Here is a 13,450-nt window from a genome sequence, read left to right on the forward strand (position 1 = left end):
TCCGTCCCGAGGAGCCATATATACGGAGAGTTACCCAAGAGGCCGAAGGGGACGGTTTGCTAAACCGTTAGTATGCGCAAGCGTAGCGAGGGTTCGAATCCCTCACTCTCCGCCATATGTTTTAATCTCATAGCTTCATGGCGGTGTAGCTCAGCTGGTTAGAGCGTTCGGTTCATACCCGAAAGGTCGGGGGTTCGATTCCCTCCGCCGCTACCATATTAGTTGCGGTCGTGGTGGAATTGGCAGACACACCATCTTGAGGGGGTGGCGGGGCGACCCGTGCGAGTTCGAGTCTCGCCGACCGCACCATACTTCATAATCCTGGCCCGTTGGTGAAGCGGTTTAACACAGCAGCCTTTCACGCTGTCATTCAGGGGTTCGAATCCCCTACGGGTCACCTAGCAAAACGCCCATATCAATATGGGGCCCCCGCAAAGTACTCGGAATATGCTTCAGAGCATTAACGTCACTTTGTGGGGAATGTGGAGGCTTAGCTCAGCTGGGAGAGCATCTGCCTTACAAGCAGAGGGTCGGCGGTTCGATCCCGTCAGCCTCCACCACTTATATAATAGGGCAAGGAAGGTCAGTCAACACTGACACTCGATAGTCCTGATCGTCGCGGGATGGAGCAGCTCGGTAGCTCGTCGGGCTCATAACCCGAAGGTCGCAGGTTCAAATCCTGCTCCCGCAACCAAATATGGAGCTGTGGTGAAGTTGGAGTTCACGCCGGTCTGTCACACCGGAGGTCGCGGGTTCGAGTCCCGTCAGCTCCGCCATTTTTCTTAAAGAATGGCAAAGATTATTCATAAATGGCTCGGTAGCTCAGTCGGTAGAGCAGAGGACTGAAAATCCTCGTGTCGGCGGTTCGATTCCGTCCCGAGCCACCATTAATTAAATTCAACTGCGCCGGTATAGCTCAATTGGTAGAGCACCTGACTTGTAATCAGGGGGTTGTGGGTTCAAGTCCTATTGCCGGCACCACCATTGGGGTATAGCCAAGCGGTAAGGCAACGGACTTTGACTCCGTCATTCCTAGGTTCAAATCCTAGTACCCCAGCCATTTGCGAGCCATTAGCTCAGTTGGTAGAGCATCTGACTTTTAATCAGAGGGTCGAAGGTTCGAGTCCTTCATGGCTCACCAGTTTTTTAGCTGAACAAGCAAAGCTGCGTGATAGTAAAAGCAATGCCTTTTCTGTTCTAAGTAAAATGCGGGTGTGGCGGAATGGCAGACGCACCAGATTTAGGTTCTGGCGGGCAACCGTGGGGGTTCAAGTCCCTTCACCCGCACCATACTATGACAGAAAGCTTTGTCCTCAGTACTAACCTCATAAGATGTAACATGCGGACGTAGCTCAATTGGTAGAGCGTCGCCTTGCCAAGGCGAAGGTCGAGGGTTCGAGACCCTTCGTCCGCTCCATTTATTTGTGCCCTTAGCTCAGCTGGATAGAGCGTTTGACTACGAATCAAAAGGTCGGGAGTTCGAATCTCTCAGGGCACGCCATATTTCATATGAAATCGAAGAGTAGGAATAGATCCTACTCTTTTTTTTATAATTCGTTGTGTATTTTTGCAAATTTTAAGCATTTTTCCCTTGTATCTCCTATTTGCATCCATTACTTTAGAATTACGCTGAAAGCATGGAGGAACAGCTGTTACAAACCTGCGGAAGAATATCATGGAACAGGAGTTGTATCAACATGAACCCTATCAAATTGGAACAAGTAAATCCTGCAATAGCCAGTTTAATCGATAATATAGAAAAAGTATTGATTGGTAAACGTTCTGTAATTGAACTGATGGTAGCGGCTGTTCTAGCGAATGGTCACGTTTTGCTCGAAGATGTACCAGGCGTTGGGAAGACCATGATGGTGCGTGCATTGTCCAAATCAATCAGCGGTGAGTTTAAACGTATTCAATTTACCCCAGATTTGTTGCCAACGGATGTGACAGGGGTTGCTATCTTTAATCAAAAAAGTCTGGAGTTTGAGTTCCGTCAAGGGCCGATTTTTGCAAATGTCATTCTTGCAGACGAAATCAACCGGACTTCGCCAAAAACACAATCCGCACTCTTGGAAGCCATGGAAGAGCGCTCGGTAACAATCGATGGTGCTACGTATCGATTGGCAGAGCCGTTTTTTGTGATGGCAACGCAAAACCCATTAGAGTATGAAGGGACCTTCCCATTACCTGAAGCTCAATTGGACCGATTTTTCATGCAAGTAAGCTTGGGGTATCCAACGGTAGAGGAAGAAATGCGGATGTTGTCCAGATTCTCGTCAGCGAATCCATTGGAAGAGCTTCAACCGGTTATGACCACCGCCGAGCTTGCGGAACTACAACGCCAGGTATCGACGGTCAAGGTATCGGAAGGAATAAAAGAATACATCGTGCGTCTATGTCATCGTACGCGTGAGCATCATCATATTTATCTAGGCGTGAGCCCGCGCGGTTCCCTTGCTCTTTTCCGGGCTGTTCAGGCATTGGCATTCGTCCGTGGACGTGATTATGTCATTCCAGATGACGTGAAGGAACTAGTTCCAGTAGTGTTTGCACACCGTATGATTGTGAAACCAGAAGCAAGACTGGAAGGAGCAACCGTAGATCGGGTGTTGGCTATGATCTTGTCTGAGACCCGTGTCCCGGTAAGCTAAGGCGGTGATTGCAGATGAGACAGCAAAGGTGGGGTAAGCTCAAGGCGATTGCATTAGTCCTGATCACTTATGTATTCGCAAAATTTCAAGGTGGCTTCTCAAGCTGGTTTCTTTTCTATAGTAGTTTGGTGTTTCTCCTGTATGAAATTGTCGCTTATGTACTCATGTTCACGAAGCTAGAAGTCGAGCGTGAATTAGATCGCAATCGTTTGCAGGATGGGGAAGACGTCATTGTAACGATACGCCTGCGCCGGAGGATTTGGTTTCCGCTGGGCTGGAATATGGTTATGGAGCCGTTGCCGGCGAGGCTGGCTGGCGTGTATGAGCCTCATCGACAACTGATATTCCCGTGGTTCAAAAGGGAAGTCGAGTTTCGGTATGTCATACCCAATGTACCGAGGGGATACTATCGTCTCGATGAATGTGTAGTGAGTGGCGGAGATTTTTTTGGATTTTTTGAGCGTCGCAAGGTTTATTCGATATCGCAGGAGTTTCTCGTTTATCCAAAATACAAGGAATTGACCCATTGGGCCCTGGGTGACGGGAGCTTCAGCGGGACGGTGCATGTCTCCCATCGACGTTCTGACGATGTAGCAGCAGTACGCGGCGTTAGAGACTATCATCGGGGCGATCGATTGAGCCAGATTCATTGGCGCGCTTCCGCACGGGGGACGGGTCTGAAGACGAAGGAATTTGAACATCAGGCGATGAATCAGGCTGTCTTTTTCCTTGATGTAGAGAAGGCGAGCTACCAAGGGAAGCCTGTGCACTTGTTCGAAACAGCGGTGAAGCTAGCAGCGAGTCTTGTAGCTTACGCCAATCGGAATCAATACCATTATGGGCTCGTGTACAAGCAAGCAGAACGTATATCGATACCACCAGGGCTGTCCCATGCCCATTTCCTCAGAGTTTTTGACCAATTAGCACGTGTCGCGCCAGAAGGACAAGAGTTATTTGCAAAAATTGTGGGAAGAGAAGCATTGGAGCAACCTCAAGGGGTCACTTTGATTATTATTACACCGCATGTAGAAAAAACGTTGATCAGTCGTTTGGTCACACTCGCTCAAAAAGGCAGACGGGTGCAGTTGTTTCTCATGCAGAACGAGTCAACGATTTCGCATGAACAAAAGCAAGCGTTGCAGCTGCTTGGCGCAAACAAAGTAACATGTACGTCTATTCACATGGATGATCAAGAGTGGAAACGGATTGGAGGTGCATAGACTCATGAGCGTTTGGAAGCGTCCAACGATTTGGGAATGGGTCTTGGCCCTTTTTCTGTTCCTGATGTTAAGAGAGTGGCTGATTCCTCTACAGACATTGACCGATACGGGCGTTCTGTGGCCGTTTTATGCGATTGTGGGTGGAGTTGTTATCATTGACCTGTTGATCCCTTATCGGTGGTTAACCTTGCCGATCAAGGCACTGGGGCTAATGGTGCTTTTGCATGCTACTCTATTTGACAAACCGTTTTTTGACTCGGAATGGATTAGTGAATTGTACGGGCAGATGATTCATGATCTTCCGTTAGCGTTTCAACAGGATTGGGCCAACATGTCGATCTTGTCGCGGAATACCATGTTTGACCTTGTCTTGGTGTTATTAGCGACGATGTTAACGTATCTGGTGCTGGAACAGCGACAAGGCTTATGGTTTGTCTTTTTGACGGAGCTGTATTTGGCTGTGTTGGATACCTTTCTCCCGTATGATGCCAGTGCAGGGGTTGTACGGACGCTGATTATTGGTTTCCTGATGCTGTCCATTAGCCATCTGATGAAGATGACGAACATGGCAACATTGGCAGGGAAGAGAAGCCGAATCATGTTCAACTCACTCCTGGCTTCGGTGTTGGTCATTATGGCTTGCATAGGCATCGGTTATGCTGCACCGAAGGAAGGGCCGTCATGGCCTGATCCGATCGCCTTTTTAACAGGGAAAGGAAACGATACCCCTGTTGGCGTGATGAAAAAAGTAGGATACGATAACAACGACGAACGGTTGGGCGGTCCTTTCCTGCAAGATAACACATTAGTGTTTATTGCAAAGACGAACGAGCGCAGCTATTGGCGCGGTGACTCGAAGGACGTGTATACGGGAGTTGGCTGGGAAAAAGGCGATAGAGAGTATGAGTCAATCCTGGACCCGCAAACCTATACATGGGAGAATACGTTGTTCCAAGGGCTTGAAACGAAGAAGGTTCAAGCTACATTAGAATTTAAAGGCCCGCAGCAATTCCCGACTGTCTTTTATCAAGGTCAGCTGAAAAAGGTGAGCAACTACGCTCCACCAGAGGCAACCGTTGTTTATGACAAAATGAATCAGCAACTAGAAGTACGGGCGGGAAAAATCAACTTGGTTCAGCTGAGTGAGAAAAACGGTCGGCCAGAGTACGGCCCCAATCCGCTTTTGCTAAAACTGAATCAATACAAGGTCGAGGCAGAAGTGCCGATTGTCAGTGAAAAGGCCGTAACGAATGCCGGAACGAACTATCCGGATGAGATCAAAGAACGCTATTTGCAAGTGCCAGCCTCGGTGCCTCCGAGAGTGAGAGAGCTCGCTGCAACGATTACCAAGGATGCGAAGACTCCTTATGACAAAGTGAGAGCGATCGAGAATTACTTGCGCTCAAGTGGAAAATATAAGTATGAAACGAAAGACGTTCCAGTCGCTGCAGAAGGTCAGGATTTTGTCGATCACTTCTTGTTTGACAGCCTTCGAGGGTACTGTGACCATTTTTCCACCTCGATGGCGGTTATGCTTCGTACTCTGGATATCCCGACACGTTGGGTCAAGGGCTTCGCTCCTGGTGAACGAGTAGGAACGGATGCGCTTAACTACGAGACTGTAGAAGTGCGCAACAGGGATGCTCACTCGTGGGTAGAGGTATACTTCCCGGGGATTGGGTGGGTTCCTTTTGAAGCGACGAGTACATTCATGTCACCTGTTCGTTTTAATTATGATTTGGTCACCTCACAGCCTGAGATCCCCGTTCCGTTGCCAAATATGGCGAATCAAACGGACATCGACCGTGGGAATGGACGTTTCAATGAGCTGGAAGAGGGAGACAGCCCAGCAGGTAGTGGGATTAAAATTCCATGGCAAGTAAACGCGGGATTGGCAGTAGTCGCTGTCGTGGCAGGAATTATCGCGTGGCGACGCAGACAAGACATCCAGCTATGGTGGATGCGCAGGCAGCTGAATCAAGAGCGAGGCAGTGAGTTCCCGGATCGGTATCATTTACTGATGCGAATGATGGAGCGAGTCTACACGCGCAGACAGCCAGGAGAAACGTTGCGGGAGTACGTGGGCAGGATGACCCTGCCGGCAGACAAGCGACAAGACCTACGCTATTTGACGGAGCTGTACGAACGATCCGTGTATGGCTACAAAGAAATGGAACAAAAGGCGAGAACAATAGCAGAGCAAATACTTGAACGATTAATCCGTCAATTGAAGCCTTGAACAATGCCGTTCCATCTGCTAGAATGACGATCAATGAGACTCGTATAATGATCAGGAATAGGGCCTGAAAGTTTCTACCGCTAGACCGTAAATTTGGCGACTACGAGGAGAGCACATCGGATTTTTGTACATGCAAACCGCACATGTGTACACAAGCTGGGACGTTGCCTCCGTATTGTTTATCGGAGATAGCAGTCCCGGCTTTTTTGCAAATATGCGACAACTTCGCATGGCATGCCGACACTTGCACGTCCTGTATGTTACAGGAGAAGGGGGATATGATGGACAAGTCAATGGAAATGGTCGTCGTACTCGATTTCGGAGGCCAGTACAATCAGTTGATCGCGCGCCGTGTACGCGATCTGGGTGTTTACAGTGAACTGATACCGTTTAATACACCTGTTGAAAAGATTAAAGAGATGAATCCAAAAGGGATTATTTTCTCTGGCGGACCTGCTAGCGTGTACGAAGAGGGAGCGCCAACTGTAGACCCGGCGATTTTTGATCTGGGCTTGCCTGTATTGGGTATTTGCTACGGGATGCAGCTGATGAGCCATTTGACGGGCGGAAAAGTAGAACGTGCGGGTAAACGCGAGTACGGAAAAGCTGAATTGCGTATGCAGCAAAAACACAACTTGTACGACAAATGGGATGCAAACGAAATCGTGTGGATGAGCCACTCTGACAAAGTAGTGGAGCTCCCAACCGGATTTGTCATTGATGCAGTAAGCGACAGTTGCCCGGTAGCTGCAATCAGCAACCTTGAGCGCAAGCTGTACGGCGTACAGTTCCATCCGGAAGTAGTTCATACCCAAAAAGGTACTGAGTTCATTGGAAACTTCCTGTTCAACATTTGTGGATGTGAAGCGACTTGGAGCATGACGACGTTCATTGAGGACGAGCTGGTTCGCATTCGTGAAACAGTCGGCAACAAGCAGGTACTGTGTGCGTTGAGCGGCGGTGTGGATTCTTCCGTAGTAGCAGCGCTGATTCACAAAGCGATTGGCGATCAATTGACGTGCATGTTCGTTGACCATGGTCTTCTACGCCAAGGGGAAGCAGAAGGGGTCATGGAGACATTCGCTGAGAAATTCTCCATGAAAGTGATCAAGATCGATGCTCGCGAGCGTTTCATGAGCAAACTCAAAGGTGTATCTGACCCAGAGCAAAAGCGCAAAATCATCGGTAACGAGTTCATTTATGTATTCGATGAAGAAGCAGCGAAGCTGACAGATATGGACTTTTTGGCACAAGGCACGCTGTACACCGATATCGTGGAGAGCGGTACAGCAACTGCACAAACGATCAAATCCCACCACAATGTGGGCGGTTTGCCAGAAGACATGAAGTTCACGTTGATTGAACCATTGAAAACATTGTTCAAAGACGAAGTACGCAAACTGGGTACAGAGCTGGGCTTGCCAGATGAGATTGTTTGGCGTCAGCCATTCCCAGGACCAGGCCTCGGCATTCGGGTTTTGGGTGAAGTGACGGAAGAAAAACTGAAGATCGTTCGTGAATCCGATGCGATTCTGCGTGAGGAGATTGCCAAGGCAGGTCTCGATCGCGAAATCTGGCAGTACTTCACGGCTCTGCCAAACATGACGACGGTAGGGGTAATGGGTGATGTTCGTACGTATTCTTACACAGTAGGGATTCGTGCGGTAACGTCCATTGATGGTATGACTGCTGACTGGGCGCGCATTCCGTGGGATGTATTGGAGAAAATCTCTGTGCGTATCGTGAATGAAGTAGACAATGTAAACCGCATTGTGTATGATGTAACGTCCAAACCACCAGCAACAATTGAGTGGGAATAGGAACAAAAAAATGACTCTCTTTTATTCGCGTGATTTGCGAATAAAAGGGAGTTTTTTTGCTCCAGAATCATCTCGTTCCATACATCATGAGAAGCTTTCCATTTTCTTTTGCAAGAGCAATATAAATGACCCCACCTAGCCATCCTGGAGGAAGAGTTCCTTCGATAATCCAAGCTTCTGCAATAGGGTTGTAGCTAATAGCGAAGGGAGTTTCCTCCAAAAACTGAGAATAGTGCTCCGCTAAATAAGAGAAGATTGCCGTGGCAGCTGCATGTTCATCTGCAAGCTCACCAAAAGCAATTTCATCTCCAAACCGATCTTGCTGGAGAAGAGTGACGCGATCGGCGAAATAGAGTTCAAACCTCCCGAATAAATTCTCATCATACAAATCACGTTCTACAAAACCATATTCGATGACTTTTTCTTTTGGATGAACGTTGTGCTTGCTCTTTTTCTTATCGTCGACCCGTACGGTGATTCGATTGACTCGAAGCCGGTCACGTTCTCGTTCCTGCTTCGCTATTATTTGTTCCCAAGCATCCATAAAGTTCAATTTGGATCACCTCCATCTGGTTATGAATTATAACACAGGCTTTCTTGGAAAATATCCGGATATTAAACTCTTTATAAAAATGAACGTTCGTATTTTCGTTGACATTCCCTATGTCACCTGATACACTTCTCAATGTGAGCAGGTAATATAGGAAGGTTCGTATATTCTTGAGAATATGGCTCAGGAGTTTCTACATGGTCGCCGTTAACGACCCGGCTACGAACAAAATGTCATCGGGATTTGGTTTTGTTATTATATTTGGAATTATTCCCGGAGTGTTTTGTTTGACGGCCAGGCGCATGATAAGAGCGTCCGGGCCTTTTTTTGTGAAAAACGTCTCGACGGTTTTCATCAAAAAAGATGTGACCGTTTACGGTCGGCAAAAAACAGTTAGACTATTTTTGGCAACAAGATTAGTATGGGGGGACTTATAGGTGCGGAAGTATTTCGAGTTTGACAAGCTAGGCACCAATTACCGTCGCGAAATCATCGCAGGTATCACTACTTTTTTGGCAATGGCATATATCTTGGCTGTCAATCCATTCATTCTCAGTGGTGCGGATCTGCCGCCAGATTTGAAAGCAAACTACCCTGAATTCGGGGCTGTCTTTACCGCAACGGCTTTGGCTGCTGCTCTCGGAACACTGTTAATGGGTATTCTCGGACGTTTGCCGATCGGTCAAGCTCCGGGGATGGGTTTGAACGCATTTTTTACTTATACCGTCGTTCTGACGATGCAAATTCCTTGGCAACAGGCTTTGGCTGGCGTATTCCTTTCTTGTACGATCTTTTTGATTCTGTCCCTGACAGGTGTTCGTGAAGCGATCATCAAAGCGATTCCACAAAGCTTGAAGTACGCCGTTTCGGCAGGGATTGGTCTTTTTATCGCGTTTATCGGTTTGAAAAACGCAGGTATCATCGTAGCAAATGATGCCACCTTCGTAGCACTGGGACATCTGACCTTCTATCACGAGGGCATGAAGCCGGAAGAAATTTTGGCAGCGAAAAATGCATTGCTTGCCGTGTTTGGTCTGATCGTGACGGTCATTCTGCTTTCTCGCAAAGTCAATGCAGGTATCTTTATCGGAATGCTGATTACAGCGATTACCGGAATGTTTTTCGGACTGGTGAATCTGCCTGAGCAAGTTGTTTCTGCACCACCGAGCCTTGCTCCTACATTCGGTGCTGCGTTCCAATATCTGGGTGATCCATCCGCATTGTTCACCGTGAATATGCTGATTGTTGTTTTGACGTTTTTGTTTGTAGACTTTTTCGATGCAACAGGTACGCTCTTGGGTGTAGCAAACCAAGCTGGATTGCTCCGCGAAGACGGCAATTTGCCACGTCCAGGAAAAGCACTCGCTTCCGATGCGATTGCAGGTATGGCAGGTGCAGTACTCGGTACATCTACCACTACAGCTTATGTTGAATCGACAGCAGGGGTAGCGGCAGGCGGACGCTCCGGATTTACCGCAGTTGTCACAGGGATTATGTTCCTGCTGGCGTTGTTCTTCTCGCCGATTCTTGCGATTGTCACACCTGCGGTTACAGCACCAGCGCTCATTATCGTCGGTGTTCTGATGGCTTCTCACATTGCAAAAGTGGCTTGGGATGACCTGGATGAAGCGTTCCCTGCATTCCTGACCATTTTGTTGATGCCATTGACTTACAGTATTGCAACAGGTATTGCGACGGGCTTCATCGTTTATCCGGTGATGAAGGTAATGAAAGGCAAGGCTCGCGAAGTGCATCCGGCGATGTATGTGCTGTTCTTCGTCTTCCTGGCGTACTTCATCTGGTTGCGCGAATAGAATTTTTTGGGAATCAGGCTCTTCGTCCGCTGGACGGGGAGCTTTTTTTGCGCTATGATAGGAAAAATCTTTTTTCACGGAAGGATGGACCGATTCCCATGACAGGTCTTAACATGTTCCTTCAACAGCATCACCACACGTAGAGCGTTTGTATCTTCGGACATTTTTCCGCAGGTGCAAGCGCTTCTTGTGCTTCGTGCCTGCGGTGGTGTATTTAGGAAGCCATGCGGGCAAGAAGTTGCCTTGCATGGCTTTTTTGGTTTTCTCTATCTGATAAAGGAAAGGGTGTTACTCATGGAAAACGAAGTATTAAAAACGGTAAAAGGCACAAAAGATTTCATGCCGCAGGAGCAGATGCAACGAAACTGGATACGACGGACGCTCGAGGCTGTATTCGAGACATACGGCTGCAAACCATTAGAGACGCCTATGCTACAGCACTACGAATTGCTGGCATCCAAGTACGGCGGCGGGGATGAAATCTTGAAGGAAGTGTATCGCTTGAACGACCAAGGAGATAGAGTGCTCGGCCTTCGCTATGATTTGACTGTTCCATTGACGAAGGTAGTGGGCATGAACCCTGAGATGCGGATGCCGTTCAAGCGGTATGAGATCGGAAAAGTATTTCGGGACGGTCCGGTAAAAACCGGGCGATTGCGCGAATTTATCCAATGCGATGTCGATATCGTGGGAACGACATCGGTGCTGGCTGAAGCAGAATTGCTCAGCATGGCATTTGAGGCATTCAAGCGGCTGGGGCTTGACGTGTACATTGAGGTCAACAACCGCAAGCTGTTATCTGGGGTGCTTCAGGAGCTGGGAGTTCCCACCATGCGGGCCGGGGATGTCATGCTGTCGCTGGATAAGCTCGAGAAAATCGGCGTGGATGGAGTCCGTGATGACTTGCGGGAGCGAAACGTCGAGGAATCACTCGTGTTGGCAATTACGTCTTTCCTGCAAGAAGGGGTGATTACCCTGGATCTGTTGGCAGAGCGCTTTACATCTTCGCTTGTTCAGGAAGGGATTCGGGAGCTGCGCGATATGCTTGCCTATGTAAAAGGAGCGGGTGTGGGTGGGGAGCTTCGTTTCTCTCCATTTTTGGCAAGAGGCTTAGGGATTTACACGGGAATTGTGTATGAGATCTTTTTGCAGGATGGAAGTATAACGTCCAGTATCGGCAGTGGGGGACGTTACGATCAGATTATCGGTCGGCTTTTGGATGATGGAAGAGAGTATCCCGCTGTAGGGATTTCGTTTGGGTTGGATGTCATTCTTGCAGCGCTGGCAAATCGCAACACGGAAGAGCAAAAAGCTGCCGATGTACTCGTTATTCCCCTCGGGACAGAAGCATCCAGTCTTGGCCTGGCCAATCGATTGCGCGAGAGCGGCATTAGAGTCGAGCTGGAGTTGACAGGTAGACGACTGAAAAAAGCACTCGATTATGCAAACAAAGAAGGCTTTGCTTTTGCGCTGATCTATGGGGAAAACGAAGTGAACAGCGGGCAGGTCGTCGTCCGAGATATGCGAGAGGGAACGGAACAGCCGGTTCCTTTGGAGTTGGTTGAAAAGTGGTTGTCCGACAAGCTATCAGGGTAAAGAGGAAAGATAGTCTTTTTCTTCCATTTTTTGTACAGTAGAGAAAAGGGGGAGATGGCGTGAAGAAATGGGTCTCAATGGTCGGTTGTAGCTTATTGTTTTTGACGTGGATGTTGCCTGTGAATGCTGACGAGGGTACTGCGCTTACGCGTAAACCACTCTATCGGGCTGATGTGCGAATTGATCCAATCAAGAAAGAAGTAGCAGGAACCGTAACGATTACCTTTTGGCCAAAAGACCCTACTCGTGCTTATCTCCATCTTTACCCGAACGTATTTACAGAAGAGCATCAAGGCATGCTATGGGAGGAACTTTTAGGCAATGGTCCAACGCTTGGCTCATACACTAATAAAAAGCTCTTGGTCGATGGTGTAGCGGTTGTCGGCAAACAGACGAAAGATCTGAACATCCTCGAAGTGCCGCTAGAAGGACAGAAGGGCCCACGAAAGATTGTGATGGAGTTCGAGATGACTCTTCCGCGAAACGACGGCAGGATGTCGTACGATGACCAATCGATCTGGCTGGGGAACTGGCTCCCGGTTCTTGCGGTTTACGACAAGGAAGGCTGGCATCTCGATCCGTACGAGCCTGTCGGTGATCCATTTTACAGTGAGAACGCAGATTATGATGTGAACGTGACGCTGCCAAAAGACTATCAACTGGCTAGCACAGCGCCTGACAGGGCTGCGAAACAGGTTTCTGCTGGCGAGAGAGAAAAGACGATACAGCTCCGTGCAGAAAACGTGAGGGATTTTGCCCTCGTCGTCATGGATGCCTCCTATCAGCGAACGGAAACGAAGGTGGGCGAAACAGTCGTCCGAACATGGTGGCGGAAAACAGATGATCCGGCAACTGCTGCGCAGATTCATGAAGCAGCAGCGGAGTCTCTCGCCTATTTTCATCATCAATTGGGTGCTTACCCATATAGCGAGTTCGATGTGGTAAGGACTGGTGGCGCGATTAACGGGATGGAGTATCCGGCATTGGTCTTTCTTGACGGGCGTCATTTCTTTTCAGGGGAAGAAACGGGTATCGTCACGGTTGTCCATGAGACGGCACATCAGTGGTTTTACGGCTTGCTCGGAAATAATCAGGTAAAGGAAGCATGGCTGGATGAGGGATTCACGGAGTACGTGACGCTCTCGTATTTATCTCAGCAAGACCCGCTGTTGGGAGCAGAACGTGTGCGTAGACGGCTGGAGCAGGGCACCTCTGTTCAGTATTATGTGGCAGAGGAACTGCGCCCTTGGCAAGCGCTGTCTGCATTTCCTAATAATCAGAGTTATAGCGATCTCGTCTATTCCCGTCCGTCCTCGATGCTCTGGCTATTGCAGGGAGCGTGGGGGGAAGAAAGGGTACATGACGTTTTGAAGCAGTATGTTGAGAAATACCGTTATCAGGTGGTGACCGGAAAGGAATGGGAAGCATTTCTATCTGAGATGGCAGGAGAAGATGCAAGCGCCTTCTTGGACTATTGGTTGAGGGTAGACATGTCCGAGCAGGACCAGGCAGCAGCTTGGCTGGAGCGCCAACGTCTCAAGCATCAGAAGAAGTAATCGA

General features: G+C 48.6%; 8 protein-coding genes, 14 tRNA genes and 2 riboswitches. Of the genes, 21 read left to right on the plus strand and 1 reads right to left on the minus strand.

The features are described from left to right. Window positions 1-24 precede the first annotated feature (24 nt). From C7R94_RS17870 to guaA, 18 genes are all read left to right on the plus strand, one after another. Window positions 25-115 (plus strand) — tRNA-Ser (locus tag C7R94_RS17870). Window positions 116-139: 24 nt separating this feature from the next. Beyond that, window positions 140-216 (plus strand) — tRNA-Met (locus C7R94_RS17875). An 8-nt stretch (window positions 217-224) separates the two neighbouring features. After that, a tRNA-Leu gene (locus tag C7R94_RS17880) sits at window positions 225-309 on the plus strand. A 14-nt stretch (window positions 310-323) separates the two neighbouring features. Next, a tRNA-Glu gene (locus tag C7R94_RS17885) sits at window positions 324-397 on the plus strand. Between the two features lie 87 nt (window positions 398-484). Next, a tRNA-Val gene (locus C7R94_RS17890) sits at window positions 485-560 on the plus strand. Between the two features lie 57 nt (window positions 561-617). Next, window positions 618-694, plus strand: a tRNA-Met gene (locus tag C7R94_RS17895). 5 nt (window positions 695-699) lie between these two features. Beyond that, window positions 700-776, plus strand: a tRNA-Asp gene (locus C7R94_RS17900). A gap of 35 nt (window positions 777-811) precedes the next feature. Next, a tRNA-Phe gene (locus C7R94_RS17905) sits at window positions 812-887 on the plus strand. Window positions 888-905: 18 nt separating this feature from the next. Then, window positions 906-981 (plus strand) — tRNA-Thr (locus tag C7R94_RS17910). A 4-nt stretch (window positions 982-985) separates the two neighbouring features. Next, window positions 986-1,060: transfer RNA gene (locus tag C7R94_RS17915), tRNA-Gln, on the plus strand. Between the two features lie 5 nt (window positions 1,061-1,065). Beyond that, a tRNA-Lys gene (locus C7R94_RS17920) sits at window positions 1,066-1,141 on the plus strand. 67 nt (window positions 1,142-1,208) lie between these two features. Then, a tRNA-Leu gene (locus tag C7R94_RS17925) sits at window positions 1,209-1,290 on the plus strand. A gap of 51 nt (window positions 1,291-1,341) precedes the next feature. Beyond that, window positions 1,342-1,417 (plus strand) — tRNA-Gly (locus C7R94_RS17930). 7 nt (window positions 1,418-1,424) lie between these two features. Continuing rightward, window positions 1,425-1,501: transfer RNA gene (locus C7R94_RS17935), tRNA-Arg, on the plus strand. 196 nt (window positions 1,502-1,697) lie between these two features. Next, on the plus strand, window positions 1,698-2,651 hold the full coding sequence (locus C7R94_RS17940; protein ID WP_106783395.1) for an AAA family ATPase: 954 nt from the start codon (window positions 1,698-1,700) through the stop codon (window positions 2,649-2,651). Window positions 2,652-2,665: 14 nt separating this feature from the next. Then, window positions 2,666-3,871 (plus strand): DUF58 domain-containing protein, encoded by a 1,206-nt coding sequence (locus C7R94_RS17945; RefSeq protein ID WP_047072440.1) that lies wholly within the window; start codon window positions 2,666-2,668, stop codon window positions 3,869-3,871. 4 nt (window positions 3,872-3,875) lie between these two features. Continuing rightward, window positions 3,876-6,110 carry a transglutaminase TgpA family protein gene (locus C7R94_RS17950; RefSeq protein WP_199197945.1) on the plus strand — a complete coding sequence of 745 codons (2,235 nt, stop codon included), beginning with the start codon at window positions 3,876-3,878 and terminating at the stop codon, window positions 6,108-6,110. Between the two features lie 20 nt (window positions 6,111-6,130). Further along, window positions 6,131-6,233: riboswitch (purine riboswitch) on the plus strand. Window positions 6,234-6,391: 158 nt separating this feature from the next. Further along, complete coding sequence (gene guaA / locus C7R94_RS17955; protein WP_047072477.1) at window positions 6,392-7,930, plus strand: glutamine-hydrolyzing GMP synthase; 1,539 nt, start codon at window positions 6,392-6,394, stop codon at window positions 7,928-7,930. Between the two features lie 67 nt (window positions 7,931-7,997). On the opposite strand, the gene C7R94_RS17960 is transcribed toward guaA, so the two are convergent. Continuing rightward, window positions 7,998-8,474 (minus strand): NTF2 fold immunity protein, encoded by a 477-nt coding sequence (locus C7R94_RS17960; protein WP_233220599.1) that lies wholly within the window; start codon window positions 8,472-8,474, stop codon window positions 7,998-8,000. 146 nt (window positions 8,475-8,620) lie between these two features. After that, a riboswitch (purine riboswitch) is annotated at window positions 8,621-8,722 on the plus strand. Between the two features lie 195 nt (window positions 8,723-8,917). On the opposite strand from C7R94_RS17960, the gene C7R94_RS17970 reads away from it, so the two are divergent. From C7R94_RS17970 to C7R94_RS17980, 3 genes are all read left to right on the plus strand, one after another. Then, window positions 8,918-10,294: an NCS2 family permease gene (locus C7R94_RS17970; RefSeq protein ID WP_047072435.1), complete on the plus strand. Its 1,377-nt coding sequence runs from the start codon at window positions 8,918-8,920 to the stop codon at window positions 10,292-10,294. Between the two features lie 294 nt (window positions 10,295-10,588). Beyond that, complete coding sequence (locus C7R94_RS17975; RefSeq protein WP_106783514.1) at window positions 10,589-11,890, plus strand: histidine--tRNA ligase; 1,302 nt, start codon at window positions 10,589-10,591, stop codon at window positions 11,888-11,890. A 59-nt stretch (window positions 11,891-11,949) separates the two neighbouring features. Beyond that, window positions 11,950-13,446: a M1 family metallopeptidase gene (locus C7R94_RS17980; RefSeq protein WP_106783405.1), complete on the plus strand. Its 1,497-nt coding sequence runs from the start codon at window positions 11,950-11,952 to the stop codon at window positions 13,444-13,446. The last annotated feature ends 4 nt before the right edge of the window (window positions 13,447-13,450 follow it).

Source organism: Brevibacillus sp. NRRL NRS-603 (assembly GCF_003013445.1).
Classification (GTDB): Bacteria; Bacillota; Bacilli; order Brevibacillales; family Brevibacillaceae; genus Brevibacillus; species Brevibacillus formosus.